The sequence below is a fragment of the Brevibacillus panacihumi genome, from assembly GCF_003710985.1.
Classification (GTDB): Bacteria; Bacillota; Bacilli; order Brevibacillales; family Brevibacillaceae; genus Brevibacillus; species Brevibacillus panacihumi.
The window spans coordinates 241,232-259,257 of the sequence record NZ_RHHT01000002.1; the positions used below are offsets into that span (position 1 = coordinate 241,232).

The window sequence follows — 18,026 nt, forward strand, 5'->3', positions numbered from 1 at the left end:
TGGAGCATAGCGGTATGAGTTCAGAACAATTTACGAAATACGAGCAAGGGCTTGACTGGCTGCACGGACTATTGAGGTTCGGAGCGAGACCGGGTCTGGAGCGAATGAACTGGGTCCTGGAAGAGTTGGATCATCCGGAGCGTAGACTGCCTTTTATCCATGTCGCGGGGACCAACGGCAAAGGTTCGACATGCGCCTATCTGACGCAGATGCTGTTGGAGGCAGGATACAGTGTGGGGACGTTTACGTCTCCGTATCTGATTGATTTTCGGGAACGGATTCGCTACAACGGCAATATGATTTCTCAAGACGATCTGCTTGCGCTGATTAACGAGGTCAAAACGCTGGCAGAGCGATGCGAAAAAGAGACGGCATACGGGTCACCCACCGAATTCGAGGTGGTAACGCTTATTGCGATTCTCTACTTTGCCAGAGTGGTGAGACCGGCCGTCGTGGTATGGGAGACCGGGCTGGGCGGACGTTTGGATTCTACCAACGTCGTCCTGCCGATTGTCTCGGTCATTACGAACATCGGGATGGATCATACGCAGGTGCTGGGACAAAGCTTGCAGGAGATTGCCGGGGAAAAGGCAGGCATCATCAAGCCAGGCGTTCCGGTCGTGACGGGAGAGCGCAATCCAGAGGCGCTTGCTGTCATCGTGAAAAAAGCAAAAGAGACTCGCAGCACTGTGTACCAGATCGACAAGGAATTTGAAGCTGCACAGCTAAAGGAGAAGCTAGGCGAACAACAGTTTCGCTACAACAGTATTCACCGCCGCCATGAAAGCAGCTACCGGTTGACGATGAACGGACCGCACCAGGTTGATAATGCGGCAGTCGCTTTGATGACAATCGACGTGCTGCGAAACTACTTCTCCTATATTCTGGAGGAAGAAGAAATCTCGCGCGGTTTGCAACAAACGCGCTGGCCTGGACGTCTAGAAGTCGTCTCCTCCAGGCCGATGGTGGTTCTGGATGGAGCGCACAACCGAGAGGGAATAGAAGCGCTCACGGGCAGTCTGAAGAAATTAATGCCAGAAGAGGCGCGTCTGCAAATGCTGTTTGCTGGACTGGGTGACAAACCCTTAATGGAGATGGCGTCAGCGCTGACGGGGATAAAGGATCAGGTGGGTTCTCTTCACGTAACGACTTTTGATTATCCGCGTGCGGCAGATGCCCCAACCTTGTATCAAGCGTTTCGTGACGGAGGATGGGAGGAAACGCTCCTGGATACTGTCTCAGACTGGCGTGCTTTTCTAAAAGAATGGATGCAAGATAAGCAATCAGCGAAAGCGGATGACTGGCTGGTCATCTGCGGTTCGCTCTACTTCATCGCCCAAGTGCGCGCATTCTTTCCCACTACAGTAGAAGAGGCAGGTGAATAGGGTGGATCAGGCACAACACGTCCACTTTGTGGGTATAGGCGGTTATGGAATGAGTGCAATTGCTCGTGTCTTGATTGACCAAGGGGTTAAGGTGACCGGCTCGGATGTCGCATTGAATGATTTGGCGAAGAAGCTGGAAGCAAGAGGGGCGATTGTACACATTGGCCATAGCGCATCCCACATCGAAGGAGCAGACACGATCGTTTACTCCACCAGTATTCCCAAAGATAATCCAGAGGTGGTTGCGGCTGCAAAGCAGGGAATCCCGGTTTTGCACCGCTCACAAATGCTCGCCAAAATCTTGAACGAGCGCACAGGGATCGCCGTAGCAGGGGCGCACGGGAAAACGACGACCACTTCGATGATCGCCCATGTGCTGGAGGAATGCGGCGTAGATCCGACGTTTATTATTGGCGGAGAACTCGTGAATGCCGGGACCAATGCAAAAGCGGGGTCCAGTCCATACGTAGTAGCAGAGGCGGATGAAAGCGACGGTTCTTTCCTGGAATACCGGCCCTACTACGAAATTGTAACAAGTATAGAGCCTGATCATCTGGAGCATTTCTACGGTGATTTTAATAATCTGAAACAAGCGTATGTCCAATTCCTCGGTCATCTCAATCCAGGGGGGAAGGCGGTCTTATGCATCGATGACGAGCATGTGAGAGAAGTGCTTCCTTCTGTCTCTGAGACCGTGATCACATATGCCATCCACGAACCGTATGCCCGTGAGGCAACGTATCGAGCGAGCGAGATCGAATGCGGAGATCGCAAGGCAAAATGCCTCGTCTATCATCGCGATCGCCTGTTGGGTGAGCTATCTCTGAACGTACCGGGGAAACACAATATCTCGAATGCATTGGCAGCGATCATCGTCTGCCTCGACATTGGCTTGCCCTTTGAGCGGATTGCCGCAGCACTGACCACCTTCCGGGGAGCCAAGCGCCGCTTTCAAATCATCGGCGAAGCGCGGGACATCCTCGTGGTGGACGACTATGCGCATCACCCGACAGAAATTATTGCGACGCTGCGCGGGGCGAAGGCGTCCGGCAAGCGAGTCATTGCCGTCTTCCAGCCGCAGCGATACACCCGTACCTTTTTCCTGATGGATGAGTTCAGTCGAGCCTTCAGTGAGGCCGATGAGGTGATTATCACCGATATTTACTCGCCAGCAGGTGAGGAGCGGATCGAGGGGGTTTCCTCCGAGGTTCTCGTTCAGAAGATCCGCACCAACAGTCATCCGCGTGCCCAGTACATCCCGACCAAGGAGCAGGTGCAGGAGCATCTCTACCAGGAGATTCAGCCCGGCGATCTGGTCATTACCATGGGGGCCGGAGACATCTGGAAGTCGGCGTATTGGCTGGCGGAAAAATTAGAGAAATAATTTGAAAGTGAAGCCCTTCTCCTCGCTGAGCAAGACAGCTTGTTGACAAGTGTCAGTGTCCGCAGATGGAGAGGGCATTCTTTTTTTATTTTTTTAGTACCAGATACTAAGACCTGGTGTTATAATAAGATCAAAATGTTGCAAGGAGTGTTGGCTATGAAGTCAAAAGCACGTGTCACCGCCATTGGCACCTATGTGCCCGAACGCGTACTAAGCAATGCAGATTTGGAGAAAATGGTAGATACGTCAGACGAATGGATTGTCCAAAGAACAGGCATGCATGAACGGCGAATCGCTTCGGCTGATCAGTTCTCCAGCCATCTCGCCATTGAAGCGGTCAGCAACCTGGCTCATCACTACCAGAAAACGCTGCATGATGTAGACATGATCCTGGTCGCCACCTCGACCCCGGATTATCCGTTTCCCGGTGTAGCCAGCCAAATTCAGGCTCATTTTGGCATGGTCGAGGCAGGCGCGTTGGACCTTGGTGCGACATGCGCAGGCTTTGCCTACGGACTTCATGTCGCCAATGGACTGGTAAGTGCCGGCCTGCATCAAAAGGTGCTCGTCGTAGCCGCTGAAACCTTGTCCAAAGTGACGGATTATACAGACAGGACCACTTGTGTCCTCTTCGGGGACGGCGCAGGGGCTGTTCTCGTAGAAAGGGACGAGGAAGAGCCCAGCTTTCATTCGTCGTTGACAAAGGCAAAAGGGGAGGGCGGGATTCACCTGTACCGCTCCGGACTATCCAAGCAGATGCACGGGAAGCCGCTCTCCGGAGACGGCTGCATCGTGCAAAACGGCAGGGAAGTCTACCGCTGGGCGGTGACGACAGTTCCTGAAGGAATGAAAGAGGTTGTGAAGCGCGCGGAGATGACGCTTGATCAAGTGGATTGGTTCATTCCGCACTGCGCCAATTTGCGGATGATCGAGTCCATTTGCGAGAAAAGCGGATTCCCGATCGAAAAAACCCTTACCAGCATGGCGTATTACGGCAATACATCGGCAGCCACCATTCCCTTGTCGTGGGAGGAAGGGATCTTGCAGGGGAAGGTCAAAGCGGGCGATACGCTCCTTCTCTACGGATTTGGCGGGGGACTTGTCCAGGCCGGCATGCTGCTCACCTGGAATCCAAAACAATAAAAGAGATGGCTGTCCGGCAAGCTGCTTGCTGCCGGGCAGTTTTTTTGTTCCATTGTCATGCTGCATACTTGCAGGCAGAAAAGTGGGGGAATGGGGGAGCACAGTGGGAGCAGCTTCGATCGAAATCATCACCCGAGTTGTACTGTTCTTCTTATGCCTTTTTGTGACTTGGACGGATTTGCGGGAGAGGCGAATCCCCAACTGGTCGCTGCTCGGGTGCATGATTATTCTTTTTGCCATGCGTTTTTTCTTCGGTACGCCCGGATCCTGGCTCTATCCGTTGCCGGTTGCCGCTGCTGTCTTGTTTTCTTTTGCTGCTCTGGCCTGGCGATGGCCCGAAGCGCTGGGGATGGGGGATGTCAAGCTGTTCGCCTGTTTCGCGTACGGACTGGGTGGTGCGGACTTCGTATGGATTTTCACCGCAGCCAGCCTCCTTGCACTTTTGTATGCAAGCGCAGTTTTCCTGGTCAAACGAAAGAAGGCACCGCGGCTTTTGCCTTTTGCACCGTTTCTTTTCGCCGGATATGCATGCTGGCTCAGCATGGGAGCCGCGTCCTGGTGAGACAACTGTCATAACCCGTCCCATCGCAACGTATGCTGGTACAAAGAGCCTGTAGCTGGGAGGGCATGACGTTGAGCGGAAGTCAAACAAACAAATTTAGAGTAAAAGTGAACGGGCAAAGCTGGGATACACCGTCAAAGGGATCAGCAAAACCAGCCGAGGTAAAACAACCTTCGTCTGGCCGCAAGCAAATTCAGGGACCTGCCCTGTCTTTGGCTGAATTAGACAAGATGTCAAAGCGCGAGGACGCATGGGACAGGATGATCGAGATTCGCGGAACTGCTGTAGAGGAAAGAGTCGCGCAGCCAGAAAGCGACCCTGAACGGGATGAAGATAGCCAGCCGGATTACGGAGAAGTCGATTACAGCGTCGGCAGAAGAAGAGCGCAGCGCATGGAGGCGAACTGGCCGAAGAAAGCCTTCGTCCGCATCTTTCTGACGACTGGTGGCGCAGTGGCGGTCGGCCTCATCTTTGGCATTATGGTGCTGACGATTTTTTCCCAAGAGCAATTCAAGACTTCCTATCGGTCGGTTTTGTCTGATACCGTGCAGACGCTGACAGCGCAATCCACGGACCAGGAAGGACAGAAGACGCCTGCTGCTGGTACGCCCCTCCCACAAGAAGCGGACGGAACCACGTCGCCTTCCGCTCCTGCGAATGCCTCTCACGCCGTGTCGCTGCAGCTTCCTGAATTGAAAATGTTCGTCGCGCAGGCAGGTGTTTTTCAAGCCGATACTCCTGCAGAGGCAGCGGCAGCCCCGTTGACCGAAAAAGGTCTGCCTCATTTGCTGTACAATGATTCGTCTAAGCAATACATGTTTGCCGCAGCCGCCACCAACAGGGAAGCTGCACTCGGCTTTGCCAGCAATATCAAGAACAAGGGCATTGAGGTGTATGTAAAGGAGTTCAGCTTCCCGGCTTTTCAAGGAGCGGTTCAAATCGGCCAGTCGACTGACTCTGCGAATCATCTCGATCTGCCAGTGTTTTTCTCCACAGGGCGTGAACTGGTAGAAGCCCTGTCCGCGAACTCCGGCCTGGTGATCACAGCACAGCCCGGAACTGGAGAAGTGGCGAAAATCAAGGAGACGCATCGGAGGTTCCTCGAGTCAGGCAAAGTAAGCGCATTGCCAACCGAATGGCAGCCCCATTTTCAACAAATGGTGAACGGGCTGAATCAGGCGGTGACAGCGCGAGATAAAATGGCGGAGGCTTCCACGGGGCAAAAAAACCAAAGCGCCGAGCAGTATGCCTGGCAGGTGCAGGCTGGCATCCTGACATACCTGGAAAGCTACATGAAATGGATACAGCAGGTAGAAAACAACCAGTTTCTATGATGTTTCACGAAGGCTTCCGCCAAGTTTTCTTGCGGGAAGTCTTTTCTTTTTATACAGTTACTACCAAGAGCATCCGGGGATTGTTTCACCCCCTCCCTTTTGCTACACTAAGGGTTGGTTAATGTGAATCCTTTTGCGGTTTTTGGGAGTGGAAACATGGGGAAAGAGGCGCTTACACTAGTCTTTCTTTTGCTTTGCGGACTGCTTTTCGGCAGCATTATGGGCGAAATCTTGAGCCCCTGGATTCCGTTCTTGACCAAGAGTAAAATAATAAGCTGGTCACCCGCTGCTGATTTGGAGATTGTGAAGTACGACCTGAACTTTCAGTTTAAACTAAACCTGGCAAGTATCGGGGGCCTTGCCCTCGCGTTTTGGATACATCGACGACTGAAGTAGGGAGTATGACAGATGAAACAAGAAAAATCGCTCATTCTTGCGTCGTCCTCACCGCGGCGCAAGGAGCTGTTGCAGACACTAGGTTTGCCCTTTACCATTCAATCCAGCGATGTGGACGAGACGACAAATCCGGGCATGCTGCCGCATGAAATCGTAGAGGAACTAGCGTTGCGCAAAGCCCGAAAGATCGCTTCCGGCTTGACGGAAGGCGTTGTTCTCGGTTCTGATACCATCGTTGTGTTGAATGGCGAAATCTTGGGCAAGCCCGTGGACGAAGCAGATGCCTATCGCATGCTGCATGCTTTGCAAGGGTGTGAACATACTGTTTACAGCGGAGTCGCGCTGATTGACGCCATGAGCGGGCAATCAGAGGTCAGCCATTCCCATACACAGGTAAGGATTCGTCCGCTTGCACCAGATGAGATCCGTGCGTATATCGCTACCCGTGAGCCGATGGACAAGGCTGGTTCTTATGCGATCCAGGGAATCGGAGCGACGTTGGTCGAAGGCATCGTAGGCGATTATTTTACGGTTGTCGGCCTGCCACTGCGTCTGACAGCCTCAATGCTCTCACGTTTTGGTATCCAGGTTTTGTAAGTTTTGAGCTTGCTTTGGTTTCTGGCGGCTAGGGCACCATTCTGCATGATCGCAACCTCGCGCAGCCGTTTTCAAGCATTAGACGGGAATGGCTGGAGGCGAGGAAAATGTCAACAAATACCTGTAACAAAACCGTCCCGAAAAACGTCCCTTACTATGATCGTCCCCGGGAGAGACTGCTCCGCGTGGGAGCCATTCATTTATCGGACACGGAGCTTTTAGCCATCTTGTTGCGTACAGGGAGGGAGAACGAGACGGCTTATCAGCTCGCTGCTCGTTTGCTCGCTACCTTTGGAGATCTGCACGGACTGGCTCAAGCAGCTCATTCGGAGCTGACGGAGATAAAAGGCATCGGTCAGGTCAAGGCGATCGAACTGCAAGCCGCACTGGAACTGGGGCGCCGCTTGCACAGCACCCCAAGGCAAAGGCGCGCTGCGATCCGTTTGCCGAGGGATGTGGCCGAACTGATGGCTCCAGAGCTTGCCCATCTGACGCAAGAACATTTTGTTTGTCTATTTCTAAATACAAAAAACCATGTCATTGGCAAACAGACGATTTTTGTAGGAAGTCTGGACTCCTCAATTGTGCATCCTCGTGAAGTGTTTAAGGAAGCAATTCGGCGAAGCAGCGCATCTGTGATCTGCTTACATAATCATCCGAGTGGCGATCCGACTCCAAGCAGGGAAGATATCGCGGTTACGCATACATTGCGGGAAGCAGGCGAATTGGTTGGGATATCTCTTTTGGATCATGTGATTATCGGGGATGGCAAATACATCAGCATGAAAGAGCAAGGGTATATGTAAATCATAGCTATTTCACAAAAAACCGGCTCGTTACTGTCAACTATTGGAAGGAGTTTTCGTATGTTTGGTGGATTTACTCGTGACTTGGGGATTGACCTGGGTACTGCTAATACACTTGTCTTTGTAAAAGGAAAAGGAATCGTCGTTCGGGAACCATCCGTTGTAGCGATTCGCACCAACAACAATTCGATTGAAGCGGTGGGAAATGCAGCCAAGAACATGATTGGACGTACGCCGGGAAATATCGTTGCGGTCCGTCCCATGAAGGACGGTGTCATTGCCGACTTCGACACGACGGCTACGATGATGCGCTACTTTATTAATCAGGCGCAAAAGAACCAGGGCATGTTCAACCGCCGTCCCAATGTCATGGTATGTGTGCCATCGGGCATCACTGCCGTAGAGAAGCGTGCGGTCGAGGACGCGACAAAACAGGCTGGGGCGAAAGAGGCCTATACGATTGAAGAGCCGTTCGCAGCCGCGATTGGCGCAGATCTTCCAGTCTGGGAGCCGACAGGCAGCATGGTCGTAGACATCGGCGGAGGGACCACCGAAGTGGCGATTATCTCCTTGGGGGGAATTGTCACCTCCCGTTCGATTCGCGTCGCTGGGGATGAGATGGATGAGGCGATCATCCAGTATATCAAACGCCGCTATAATCTGATGATCGGAGAACGTACGGCCGAGACGCTCAAACAGGAGATTGGTTCTGCGATCGCACCGGAGGAAGTGGAGACGGTAGAAATTCGCGGGCGAGACCTGGTGACAGGACTGCCCAAGACACTGACTGTCAGCAGCAATGAAATTGCCGAAGCATTGGCGGAGACGGTGGCTGCCATTGTGGAAGCAGTCAAAGTTACGCTGGAAAAAAGCCCGCCTGAGCTGGCTGCAGATATTATGGATCGGGGGATTGTACTGACTGGTGGAGGAGCCTTGCTGCGAAACATGGACCGTTTGTTAAGCACAGAGACGGGGATGCCCGTCCATATCGCGGAAAACGCCCTGGATTGCGTGGCGATTGGGACAGGACGCGCACTGGAGAATATGCACCTGTTCACGTCCAAGACCGGTATCACCTCTTCCCGACAAAAACCGGGTAAATAAACGGAGGTCTGGGCATGTCGTTTTTCGGGAACAAGCGGCTTATTATTGTACTCGTAGGCTTGGTCCTGCTCATCTCGGTCGTGGGCTTCACTTCTCGAGAACGAGAGAGCCTGACCTGGCCTGAAATGTTTTTCAAAGATACATTCAGTTGGGTGCAGGGCGTGTTTTATCGTCCTGCCCAGGCTGTTTCCGGCTTTTTCAAGGAAGTAGATGACGCCTACAGCGTCTATGAGGAAAACAAGGCATTGAAGGCGAGTCTGGACCAATATGCCCGCCTGACAGCCGAGCTGCATGATCTCAAAGCGGAAAACGATCGATTGCGGGAGCAACTGAATGCGAAAGAAAGCTTGAAGCTCTACCAATTGCGTTTTGCCGAGGTGGTGGCCCGCAACCCGGACACCTGGAACAATGTGATCACGATTGACAGAGGTCTCAAGCATGGCATCAAGAAGGACATGGCTGTGATCACGGCAAAAGGCATGATTGGTCGCGTGCAAAGCGTAGCCAACTTTTCATCGACGGTCGAATTATTGACCAGCTATGAACGCAGAAATCATATTTCCGCCGACATCCAGACCCAACAGGTTGTCAACGGGGTAGCAACCTTTCAAAACGTAAGTGGAGTCGTCGAGGAATACGACCCGCAGGAGCGTCTTCTCATCATGCGGAAAATTCCTTGGGGACAGAAAATTGAAGCAAAGCAACAGGTGGTCACATCCGGTCTCGGAGGGGTCATTCCGCGAAATCTGCCGATTGGATATGTCGTGCGGGTAGAGCCGGATGATTACGGCTTGACGCAGACTGCGTATGTACAGCCTAGCGCCGACTTCACGCAATTAAACGAAGTGATGGTGGTTGAACGCAATTTCTCCATCTCGCCGAACGGGGAAGTCATTCCGACGAATCCCGAAGGCCAGCCGAACACGAATGCGGCTGCGGGAACGACAAATTCCTCCAACACCGCCAATCAAGGAACACCTGCCAACGGGGGTGGGCAATAAATGGCTCGCCTGCTGTTGACTGCTATGGTGTTGCTGCTTTTTGTGCTGGAGGGGACGGTCGTGCAAGTGATTTCGCCTTCAACAGGGGGTCTGTCTTGGATGACAGTACCCCGCTTTGCGCTTGTATGCACCATTTTGATCTCCATGTTTTTAGGCAGGCGTGAAGGCTTGTACTACGGGTTGGCTTTTGGTTTTTTGCAAGATGTCCTGTATGGACAGGTTATCGGGATCTACTCTGTCTCCATGATGCTGGCAAGCTACTTCTCCGGCATGATCGTGCTGTTGTTTCAGCGAGGATTTGGCATGATCATCATCACCAGCCTTCTGGTGATTTTCGGCCATGAATGGCTACTGTACAGCATGTATCGGCTGTTTTCCCTGGCCCCGCATGACGTCCAGTGGATTTTGAATCGCCAGATCCTGCCGACGGTAGTCTTGAACGGCTTGTTTACCCTGGTCATCTATATGCCGATCAGGCGTTTATGCAAATCGATAGAGTCGAAGAAGGACTTGTCTGCGAATGAATAGTCTGGTATGAAAAGGAAACCAAGAGGGGGGCAAGATGGATGGAAGAGGAGAAAAAACAGAAACCGACGATTCCCATCCGACTCAATATCTTGTTCGTCATCGTCTTCTTGTTTTTTGCCACGATCATTCTGCGACTCGCCTATGTTCAGCTGGTAGAAGGTGAACAGTATCGCCATGAATTGGAGAAGTTCAGTATTCGCGAACTGCCGATACCGGCCCCGCGCGGGAGAATTCTCGACAAGAACGGGGTTGTGCTCGTCTCGAACAAGCCTGTCTACACAGTACAGTACGTTGAGGAGCAGGGACAGGATATCGACGAGGAGAAGGTGGCAGATCGTCTGGCGCAGATTTTGGTGCCCGACGACAGCAAGATCGGAACGGACAAGGAACTTTTGAAGAAGACGATTGAATTGCGTTCGACGCTGCCCGTCGGCTTTAAGCGGGAAGAGACCAATGCGTTGAAGGAGAAGATTATCCCCATGCTGACGCGTCTTCCCGACGTAAACCAGGTGGCGGGCATGAAGGATTTAGATTTGGTCAAGACGGCGATGTATGCCGGGTTGCGCGTTCGTTCTCCTTTCACGGAAAAAGAGCGTTCTGATGTGGTGAAAAAGCTCAATGCTTATTCCGAAGCCAATGGCAGCGACATTACCTATGATGATGTGAATGACTGGGAAATTTTCAAGCAAGCCTTTAAAGCGAATCTGCCGATGAAATTGACTCTTGATAAAGAGGATCGGGAAGATTTGGTCAAGGAAGTGCAGGCTCAGCTCCGGCAGCTTCCAACACCTGAGCAGCTGTCCACGAAATCGGATATGGACCTGCTGCGCCTGGCCTCTCTTTTTGATCTGGACATTACCCTGCCGTTGAGCGATGAGCAGCGTCTCCACCAATGGCATAAGCTGTCCTTGCTGCAGGAAATGCGTTCTCCGCAATTGGCAAGCTATATTCCTAGACGGGTCAAGGTGAACATCACCCAGGAGGAAATGTTCCAAATCGAGGAACGGCGCACCGAGCTGCCGGGGATCAGCGTAGAGCTGGAGGCGGTTCGGCAGATTATGCCGGATCCGGACGGCACGGGATTCGCCACGCATATTCTCGGCTACATCAATGCCATCCCGCCGCAAAGCCTGAAAGAGTACATGGCGCAAGGGTACAATGCCATTGACCGCGTCGGCATCACGGGGCTGGAAGCCTATTACGAGCGCTATCTCCGAGGCAAGGACGGAATCATGGATGTGCACGTCAACAAGAATTCCGAGTCGGTAGAAAAAACGCTGCGACAACCCGCGCAGCCCGGGAATGATCTCGTCCTTGCGCTGGATTGGCGTTTCCAAAGCAAGGTAGAGGCGATCTTGAAAGAAGAGGTCGAGAAGTATAAAAAGCTCCCCTCAACACCAAAGGAATACAACAAAACGCATGTGTTGGTGATGAATCCGAACACGGGTGAGATCCTGGCGATGGCCAGCTACCCGGATTACGATCTCAATCTCTATTATGATCGAAAAAAGTTCAATGAGAATTACAGTTCCTTGATTTTGCCCAATGAGTTGAATGATTTCATTTATACGCCATATCCACCTGCATCCACGTACAAACCGCTTTCGGTCATGATTTCGTTGCAGGAAGGCCTGACAAATCCATCAGAGACAATCTATGATTCGGGTGGCTATTATGTAGGTACGGCCTACAAGCGCAACTGGAGGGCAGGCGGACATGGTAAGGTAAATGCCCGTCGCGCGTTGCAGGTATCCAACAATACCTACATGTACATCATGGCTGATCGTCTGCTGAAAAAATCGAGTCCATGGCAGAACCAGTTCCGCATTCTGGACTTTTACAATGCCCAGTTTGGCCTCGGCGTAAAAACTGGCGTAGATCTTCCGGGCGAAAGCAAAGGCTGGGAGAATCCTTACCTGAACTACGGGAACTTGGCGGATGCGTTTATTGGTCAATACGATCTGTTCACACCGATGCAAATCGGACAGTACGTTTCCACGATTGCCAATGGCGGCTATCGAATTCGTCCGCATCTGGTCAAGGAAATCCGCCGCGGAACGACCGACCCCAAAGAGCCTGGGCAAACGCTGAGTGTAATCGAACCAGAGGTTTTGAATCGCGTCACGATCGATCCGAAGCACCTCCAGGTCGTAAAAGAAGGGATGCGGATGGTGACACAGCCGGGCGGTACCGCTTCCAGAGATTTCGTCGGTCTGCCTTTCAATGTGGCTGCCAAATCAGGTACGGCCCAGACAGGGCGAAAGGCAGAGAATGCGTTGCTCGTCGGCTTTGCCCCTTATGAAAATCCGCAGATTGTGTTCGTAGTCGTCGCGCCCAACAGCTTGCGCGACGGTACATCCAGCTCTGCAGCTACCGGGCCTGTATCCCGCCGCCTGCTTGAAGCGTATAACGAGTTGAACCCAGGAGTTCTGACTGCTCCCCCTGCACAGACTCCTGCTCAGTCAGCCAAGTAGACGCGAATCGAGCGGTTTCGGCAAATTTTTCATCAGAGCAGGAAAGTGATTGCCGGATGGCGAATGGTATCGGTCGAGGTGAAACCGGTGACGACTGTGAAGAGCAAGGTCACTATCAAAGGAACAAAGGAAGGTCTTGTCTTCTTTATGGACGATACCTGTTCCTTCGATGAACTGTTGGCCGATTTGCGTGAAAAAATAGAGCATAGCCACCAACAAATTTTATCTGGTCCATTGATACGTGTATCAATCAAGCTAGGCAAGAGATACTGCACACCGGAGCAGCAAGAGGAATTGACAAAGATAATCCGGCAAAAGGGGAATCTGGTGATTCACCTGGTCGAAGCCGATGTGATTACCAAGGAAGAGGCTTTCGCTGAGCGCCTGAAATCTCAGTTTCATGTGCAGGTGCATACGGTTCGTTCGGGACAGGTGCTCGAATCGGACGGAGACATTCTTCTTCTGGGAGATGTAAATCCGGGCGGTACCATTCGCAGTACCGGGAACATTTACGTCTTGGGACATCTGCGCGGTTATGCCCACGCTGGTATTTCGGGAGATACCGAAGCCATCATTGCGGCTGCCGTGATGAATCCTACCCAATTGCGGATCGCTGAGGTGGTAAGCAAACCGGGAGAGGAATGGACCCAGAATTCCGGAGGGACCGAATTTGCCTATCTGGAAAATGAGACGATGCTCGTCGCCAAGATGAATTATCTGTCGCGGATTCGCCCTGAGCTGGGAGAGACAAAAGCATGAGGGTTGAGGGAATAGGGGGAACGGATGTGGGGATCGGAATTGTCATAACTTCAGGGAAAGGCGGCGTGGGAAAGACAACCACTTCCGCCAATTTGGGCACAGCGCTTGCCTTGATGGGACAAAAAGTATGCATGGTAGATACAGATATCGGGCTTCGCAACCTGGATGTGGTAATGGGGTTGGAAAACCGGATTATCTACGACCTGGTGGATGTCGCTGAAGGCGCCTGCCGCTTGCAACAGGCTTTGATCAAAGATAAGCGTTTTGAAAACCTGAGCCTTTTGCCTGCAGCGCAGACCAAAGACAAAAATGCGATAACACCGGAACAAATGGAAGAGATCATTACGCAGCTGAAGCGCGAGTTTGACTACGTTGTTATCGATTGCCCTGCAGGAATTGAGCAAGGCTTCCGCAATGCGGTAGCGGGAGCAGACCAGGCCATCGTGGTCACAACACCGGAAAAAGCTGCAGTCCGCGATGCAGATCGGATTATTGGCTTGCTGGAGAGAGAAAAGGTCGGCATGCCAAAACTGGTTATCAACCGGGTTCGCTCCCATATGGTTAAAAATGGCGAAATGCTGGACGTAGAAGATATTCTGGATTTGTTAGCCATTGACTTGGTAGGAGTTGTGCCCGATGATGATCATGTCATTAGATCGGCGAATCAAGGCGAGCCTGCCGTAATGAACCACGAATCGCGGGCGTCGATCGCGTACCGCAATATCGCCCGCAGATTATTGGGGGAAGCGGTCCCTCTGATGCCTTTGGAAGAAAAAAAGGGCGTGCTTCAAAAAATGCGCAAATTCTTTGGACTGAAATAGGGTAGAACGGAACAGGAGCACTCCTGTTCTTTCCTATTTCTTTCCTGCCGAAATAGTGGGCGCCGTTCTACTTTGAGAAGGATTTTTTTCATTGGACGGGTAAAGCCATTTGGTCTAGGAGGAAAGAAATGGACCTGGAAAGACGACATCTAAAAAACATCGACTGGTCGATATTGATCATAATGGTCGCTCTTGGCGCTTTTAGCTATGTGGGAATTGCCGGTTCTGCAGCAGGGGTTGAAAAGGCGAACCAGCAGGTTTTGTGGTATGTGATCGGATTTATTGTCTTGGGTGGAAGCCTTCTTTTTGACTACCGGATCTACTCCAATCTCTCCTATGTTCTGTACGGGCTTGGAATCATCTTATTGCTCGGGGTTTTGAAGGCGCCAGCGATCAACAACACACACAGCTGGTACAACTTGGGGCCTGTATTGTTTCAACCCTCTGAGCCGATGAAGCTCTTTACAATCCTGGTAGTCGCCAGGTATATGGCGAAGCGGGCGGAAGACCCCCATCGGTACCGTTATTTTTACAGGCTGATTCCGATCGGCTTGCTGGTAGCTGTGCCGTTGCTCCTGATTCTCATTCAGCCTGACCTCGGAACGGCGCTGGTGTATACCGGGATGCTTGCGACGATGCTGATCGTCGGAGGGATTCGCCTGCTCCACGTACTGTATGTAGGGGGGATGGTCGGAAGCCTGTTTGCGGGAATGACCTTGTTGTATGAGTACAAGCGGGATCTGTTCTTTAAAATCATCAAACCGTACCAGTGGGACCGCGTCGTTTTCTGGCTGAATCCCGATCTGGAGCCGATGGGCCGCGGTTTTCAATTGAAGCAGTCGCTGATCGCGATCGGCTCCGGCCAGCTGTTCGGAAAAGGGATCGATACGCCTACCCAAGCAAGCTTTGGCTGGGTTCCTGTCGGGGAAAGCGACTTCATCTTTACCGTCATTGCGGAAAAACTGGGCTTTGTCGGCGCTGGCTTGTTGATGATTTTGTTCTTCTTCCTGATTTATCGGATGGTTCGCATCGCGATGGAGGCAAAAGACCCGTTTGGTTCTTACGTGGTTGCCGGGGTGGTAGGGATGCTTACCTTCCAGGTCTTTGAGAATATCGGTATGAATATCCAATTAATGCCGATCACCGGGATTCCGCTGCCCTTTATCAGCTATGGGGGAAGTTCGCTTGTCACCAACTTTTTAATCATTGGAGTTGTGCTGAATATCGGCATGCGCAAGGACAAGTTGCGCTTCGACTAAATGCGTGACAAACCGAAAACGTTGTGATAAACTCAACCTAAGTTAACCATTTTTACAAGTTGCAGTGATTTGATGGCTTGGTTATGGAGTCGTGCCTTGTTGAGAGACGTCACCATGTCAAATCTCAACTTTGCACGGCTTTTTTCCTTACCGCAATAGGCTTCAGGAGTAAAAACGGGTTAACGCTACACTTCTTCGCCTCGTGGGGCGCAATGTTTAGGGAGGTTTTGTTTCATGCAACAAGGTATCGTGAAATGGTTTAACGCAGAAAAAGGATACGGTTTCATCCAAGTTGATGGCGGAGATGACGTATTCGTACACTACAGCGCGATCCAAACAGAAGGTTTCAAATCGCTGGACGAAGGCCAAAAGGTTGAGTTCGAAATCGTTCAAGGAAGCCGTGGACCACAAGCTGCTAACGTAATCAAACTGTAAAAAACTTCGGCAAATCCAACAGACAGTCTCTCTATAGGGAGACTGTCTTTTTTGTTGTTTCAGGAAATTTTATAGATGTGAAAGTGCATCAAAATGTTTTCAATAAAAACTAAATGGGTACATAACAATTAAATAAATATATACAAAGGGTGAACACAACAATGAAATTTCATCTGCGATCAATGAGAACAAAGTTGATCATCTTATGTCTTCTCATTCTTCTTATTCCAACCATTTTCATCGGAATAACGACGTATGAGGTATCTACCAGCAAACTGGATCAAGCAGGGAAAGAGCAATTGAAGCATAGTGTCAAGATGGCCATCGCCTTGATCAATGTTATGAATGAACAGGTAGAGGCCGGGAACATGACACTGGAAGAGGCGCAGGAGCGGGTTCGGGTAGAATTGTTGGGAGTGAAGGGAGCCGACAATAAACGTCCGATCAATGAGGATTATACAGTTGGTGAAACAGGCTACCTCTGGGCTGTCAATCAGGATCAAATCTCTGTCATGGACCCTGCCAACGAAGGTACTGATCTGACAGAAGTCAAAACAGAAGACGGGGTCATGATCGGACATGAGATCGTAACGATCGGGGCAAACGGCGGTGGATATTTGGCTTATATGTGGAAAGCTGCCAAATCCGATTCCTTGGAGATGAAAGTAAATTACGTAGAGAAGGCACCCCATTGGGGATGGACGATTGGTGCAGGAGCGTATCTTTCTGAATTTAACAGCGGGGCCAAAGAAATTTTGAACATTGTCATTGTCATCGCGTTGATTGCGATCATCGTCGGTTCCGCGATCGCAGCCCTCTTTTCCAAGCGCTTTACAGGGCCGATCATCCTCATTGCCCAAAAGCTGAATGCGGTGGCAGAGGGTGACCTTACGATAGACGAGGTTTCTATCCGATCAAAAGACGAGGTTGGAAAATTGGCCAAAGATTTCAACCACATGATCCAAAACATGCGGCATTTGATAAAAGAAATGCATGCGTCCGCAGACAAGGTTGCGGTTTCTTCCAATGAATTGACAGCCAGCTCCGAACAGACAAGCAAGGCTTCTGAACAAATTGCCAGCGATATTCAAGAATCAGCCAATGGTGCAGAAGAGCAGCAAGCTGCCCTACAAAAAGCGTCTGTTTCTCTCGGGGAGATCTCCATCGGAATGCAGCGGATCGCGGAAACCTCCTCTACGATCGCCCATTCCTCCGAGGAAACCATGGAAACGGCCAATTTGGGCGGACAAGCCGTGCAAAAAACGGTTGAGCAGATGAATTCCATTCGGGACTCCGTCCATCAATCAGACGCTGTGATCAAGCTTTTGAACAAACGCACGCAGCAAATCGAAGAGATGCTGCATGCCATCTCAGACATTTCGGCTCAAACCAACCTGTTGGCTTTGAACGCTGCGATCGAAGCGGCAAGGGCCGGAGAACATGGGCGAGGTTTTTCAGTAGTTGCTGAAGAGGTCAGGAAACTGGCTGATCAATCAAGCCAGTCAACGAGTCAGATTGCCTTGTTGATTGAGGAAATTCAGAAGGATATGGATCAGACCATCATTACCATGAGCAAGGTGAAAGAAGAAGTTGGCTCTGGCATTGAAGTGGCAAACGAAACCGAGAAAAGATTTGACGGCATTCTTTCGCTGACCACTCAAATCACGCAACAAATTGAAGAGCTGGCAAGCGTGTCTCAACAGATCTCGGCGAGCATGCAGGAGGTTACTGCAAGTGTAGAAAATGTATCGGCCATTTCGAGACAGTCCTCCATGCATTCGCAAAGCATCGCATCAGCGGCTGAAGAACAGCTTGCTTCGATGGAGGAGGTAAGCGGATTGTCTGCTCATTTGGCAAGCATGTCGGATGAAATGCAGAAGCTCACGCAGAAGTTCAGGTTCTAATGCAAAATTTCAACAAGGAGTGGCTTGTCATGTACCGGCAGGCGCTCCTTGTTTTTTGTCCCGCCCCTATAGTTCGATTCCCTGGGTGCAAGGAGGGAAGCCACGTATAAAGCGGGTAGACAAGTCATAGGATG

The 18,026-nt window shown here is 51.3% G+C and carries 17 protein-coding genes; all 17 read left to right on the forward strand.

What is annotated here, in order from left to right; translation table 11 throughout:
* Window positions 1-14: 14 nt before the first annotated feature.
* Window positions 15-1,385, forward strand: coding sequence for a bifunctional folylpolyglutamate synthase/dihydrofolate synthase (locus EDM58_RS01195; protein WP_122911699.1), 1,371 nt, complete (start codon window positions 15-17; stop codon window positions 1,383-1,385).
* Between the two features lies 1 nt (window position 1,386).
* Window positions 1,387-2,769, forward strand: coding sequence for a UDP-N-acetylmuramate--L-alanine ligase (murC, locus tag EDM58_RS01200; protein WP_122911700.1), 1,383 nt, complete (start codon window positions 1,387-1,389; stop codon window positions 2,767-2,769).
* A 156-nt stretch (window positions 2,770-2,925) separates the two neighbouring features.
* A complete protein-coding gene (locus EDM58_RS01205; protein ID WP_122911701.1) occupies window positions 2,926-3,912 on the forward strand; it encodes a ketoacyl-ACP synthase III in 987 nt (328 codons plus the stop codon).
* Window positions 3,913-4,015: 103 nt separating this feature from the next.
* Window positions 4,016-4,474, forward strand: coding sequence for a prepilin peptidase (locus EDM58_RS01210; RefSeq protein ID WP_183187374.1), 459 nt, complete (start codon window positions 4,016-4,018; stop codon window positions 4,472-4,474).
* Window positions 4,475-4,545: 71 nt separating this feature from the next.
* Window positions 4,546-5,808, forward strand: coding sequence for a hypothetical protein (locus tag EDM58_RS01215; RefSeq protein ID WP_122911703.1), 1,263 nt, complete (start codon window positions 4,546-4,548; stop codon window positions 5,806-5,808).
* Window positions 5,809-5,964: 156 nt separating this feature from the next.
* A complete protein-coding gene (locus EDM58_RS01220) occupies window positions 5,965-6,204 on the forward strand; it encodes a DUF4321 domain-containing protein (RefSeq protein ID WP_122911704.1) in 240 nt (79 codons plus the stop codon).
* A 12-nt stretch (window positions 6,205-6,216) separates the two neighbouring features.
* Complete coding sequence (locus EDM58_RS01225) at window positions 6,217-6,801, forward strand: Maf family protein (protein WP_122911705.1); 585 nt, start codon at window positions 6,217-6,219, stop codon at window positions 6,799-6,801.
* 107 nt (window positions 6,802-6,908) lie between these two features.
* Window positions 6,909-7,607, forward strand: a complete 699-nt coding sequence (radC, locus tag EDM58_RS01230) for a RadC family protein (RefSeq protein WP_122911706.1) — start codon at window positions 6,909-6,911, stop codon at window positions 7,605-7,607.
* Window positions 7,608-7,667: 60 nt separating this feature from the next.
* On the forward strand, window positions 7,668-8,711 hold the full coding sequence (locus tag EDM58_RS01235; RefSeq protein WP_122911707.1) for a rod shape-determining protein: 1,044 nt from the start codon (window positions 7,668-7,670) through the stop codon (window positions 8,709-8,711).
* A 14-nt stretch (window positions 8,712-8,725) separates the two neighbouring features.
* Window positions 8,726-9,712, forward strand: a complete 987-nt coding sequence (gene mreC / locus EDM58_RS01240) for a rod shape-determining protein MreC (protein ID WP_122911708.1) — start codon at window positions 8,726-8,728, stop codon at window positions 9,710-9,712.
* Window positions 9,713-10,240, forward strand: a complete 528-nt coding sequence (gene mreD / locus EDM58_RS01245; protein ID WP_122911709.1) for a rod shape-determining protein MreD — start codon at window positions 9,713-9,715, stop codon at window positions 10,238-10,240.
* A 38-nt stretch (window positions 10,241-10,278) separates the two neighbouring features.
* Window positions 10,279-12,714 carry a penicillin-binding transpeptidase domain-containing protein gene (locus tag EDM58_RS01250; protein ID WP_122911710.1) on the forward strand — a complete coding sequence of 812 codons (2,436 nt, stop codon included), beginning with the start codon at window positions 10,279-10,281 and terminating at the stop codon, window positions 12,712-12,714.
* Window positions 12,715-12,801: 87 nt separating this feature from the next.
* Window positions 12,802-13,473, forward strand: a complete 672-nt coding sequence (gene minC, locus EDM58_RS01255) for a septum site-determining protein MinC (protein ID WP_246000473.1) — start codon at window positions 12,802-12,804, stop codon at window positions 13,471-13,473.
* A gap of 26 nt (window positions 13,474-13,499) precedes the next feature.
* Window positions 13,500-14,294, forward strand: a complete 795-nt coding sequence (minD, locus tag EDM58_RS01260) for a septum site-determining protein MinD (protein ID WP_122911967.1) — start codon at window positions 13,500-13,502, stop codon at window positions 14,292-14,294.
* A 128-nt stretch (window positions 14,295-14,422) separates the two neighbouring features.
* The gene (rodA, locus tag EDM58_RS01265) at window positions 14,423-15,553 is read left to right on the forward strand and encodes a rod shape-determining protein RodA (protein ID WP_122911712.1); all 1,131 of its coding nucleotides are present in this window, start codon (window positions 14,423-14,425) and stop codon (window positions 15,551-15,553) included.
* Window positions 15,554-15,787: 234 nt separating this feature from the next.
* The gene (locus tag EDM58_RS01270; RefSeq protein ID WP_023554977.1) at window positions 15,788-15,988 is read left to right on the forward strand and encodes a cold-shock protein; all 201 of its coding nucleotides are present in this window, start codon (window positions 15,788-15,790) and stop codon (window positions 15,986-15,988) included.
* Window positions 15,989-16,182: 194 nt separating this feature from the next.
* Window positions 16,183-17,892 carry a methyl-accepting chemotaxis protein gene (locus EDM58_RS01275; protein WP_246000474.1) on the forward strand — a complete coding sequence of 570 codons (1,710 nt, stop codon included), beginning with the start codon at window positions 16,183-16,185 and terminating at the stop codon, window positions 17,890-17,892.
* Window positions 17,893-18,026 lie beyond the last annotated feature (134 nt).

What these genes read in the sequence shown, in the direction of transcription:
- EDM58_RS01235 (WP_122911707.1), top strand. Translation starts at nt 7,668, where the DNA reads ATGTTTGGTGGATTTACTCGTGACTTGGGGATTGACCTGGGTACTGCT.
- rodA (WP_122911712.1), top strand. Translation starts at nt 14,423, where the DNA reads ATGGACCTGGAAAGACGACATCTAAAAAACATCGACTGGTCGATATTG.
- EDM58_RS01250 (WP_122911710.1), top strand. Translation starts at nt 10,279, where the DNA reads ATGGAAGAGGAGAAAAAACAGAAACCGACGATTCCCATCCGACTCAAT.
- radC (WP_122911706.1), top strand. Translation starts at nt 6,909, where the DNA reads ATGTCAACAAATACCTGTAACAAAACCGTCCCGAAAAACGTCCCTTAC.
- EDM58_RS01270 (WP_023554977.1), top strand. Translation starts at nt 15,788, where the DNA reads ATGCAACAAGGTATCGTGAAATGGTTTAACGCAGAAAAAGGATACGGT.
- EDM58_RS01205 (WP_122911701.1), top strand. Translation starts at nt 2,926, where the DNA reads ATGAAGTCAAAAGCACGTGTCACCGCCATTGGCACCTATGTGCCCGAA.
- EDM58_RS01220 (WP_122911704.1), top strand. Translation starts at nt 5,965, where the DNA reads ATGGGGAAAGAGGCGCTTACACTAGTCTTTCTTTTGCTTTGCGGACTG.
- EDM58_RS01195 (WP_122911699.1), top strand. Translation starts at nt 15, where the DNA reads ATGAGTTCAGAACAATTTACGAAATACGAGCAAGGGCTTGACTGGCTG.
- mreC (WP_122911708.1), top strand. Translation starts at nt 8,726, where the DNA reads ATGTCGTTTTTCGGGAACAAGCGGCTTATTATTGTACTCGTAGGCTTG.
- mreD (WP_122911709.1), top strand. Translation starts at nt 9,713, where the DNA reads ATGGCTCGCCTGCTGTTGACTGCTATGGTGTTGCTGCTTTTTGTGCTG.
- EDM58_RS01225 (WP_122911705.1), top strand. Translation starts at nt 6,217, where the DNA reads ATGAAACAAGAAAAATCGCTCATTCTTGCGTCGTCCTCACCGCGGCGC.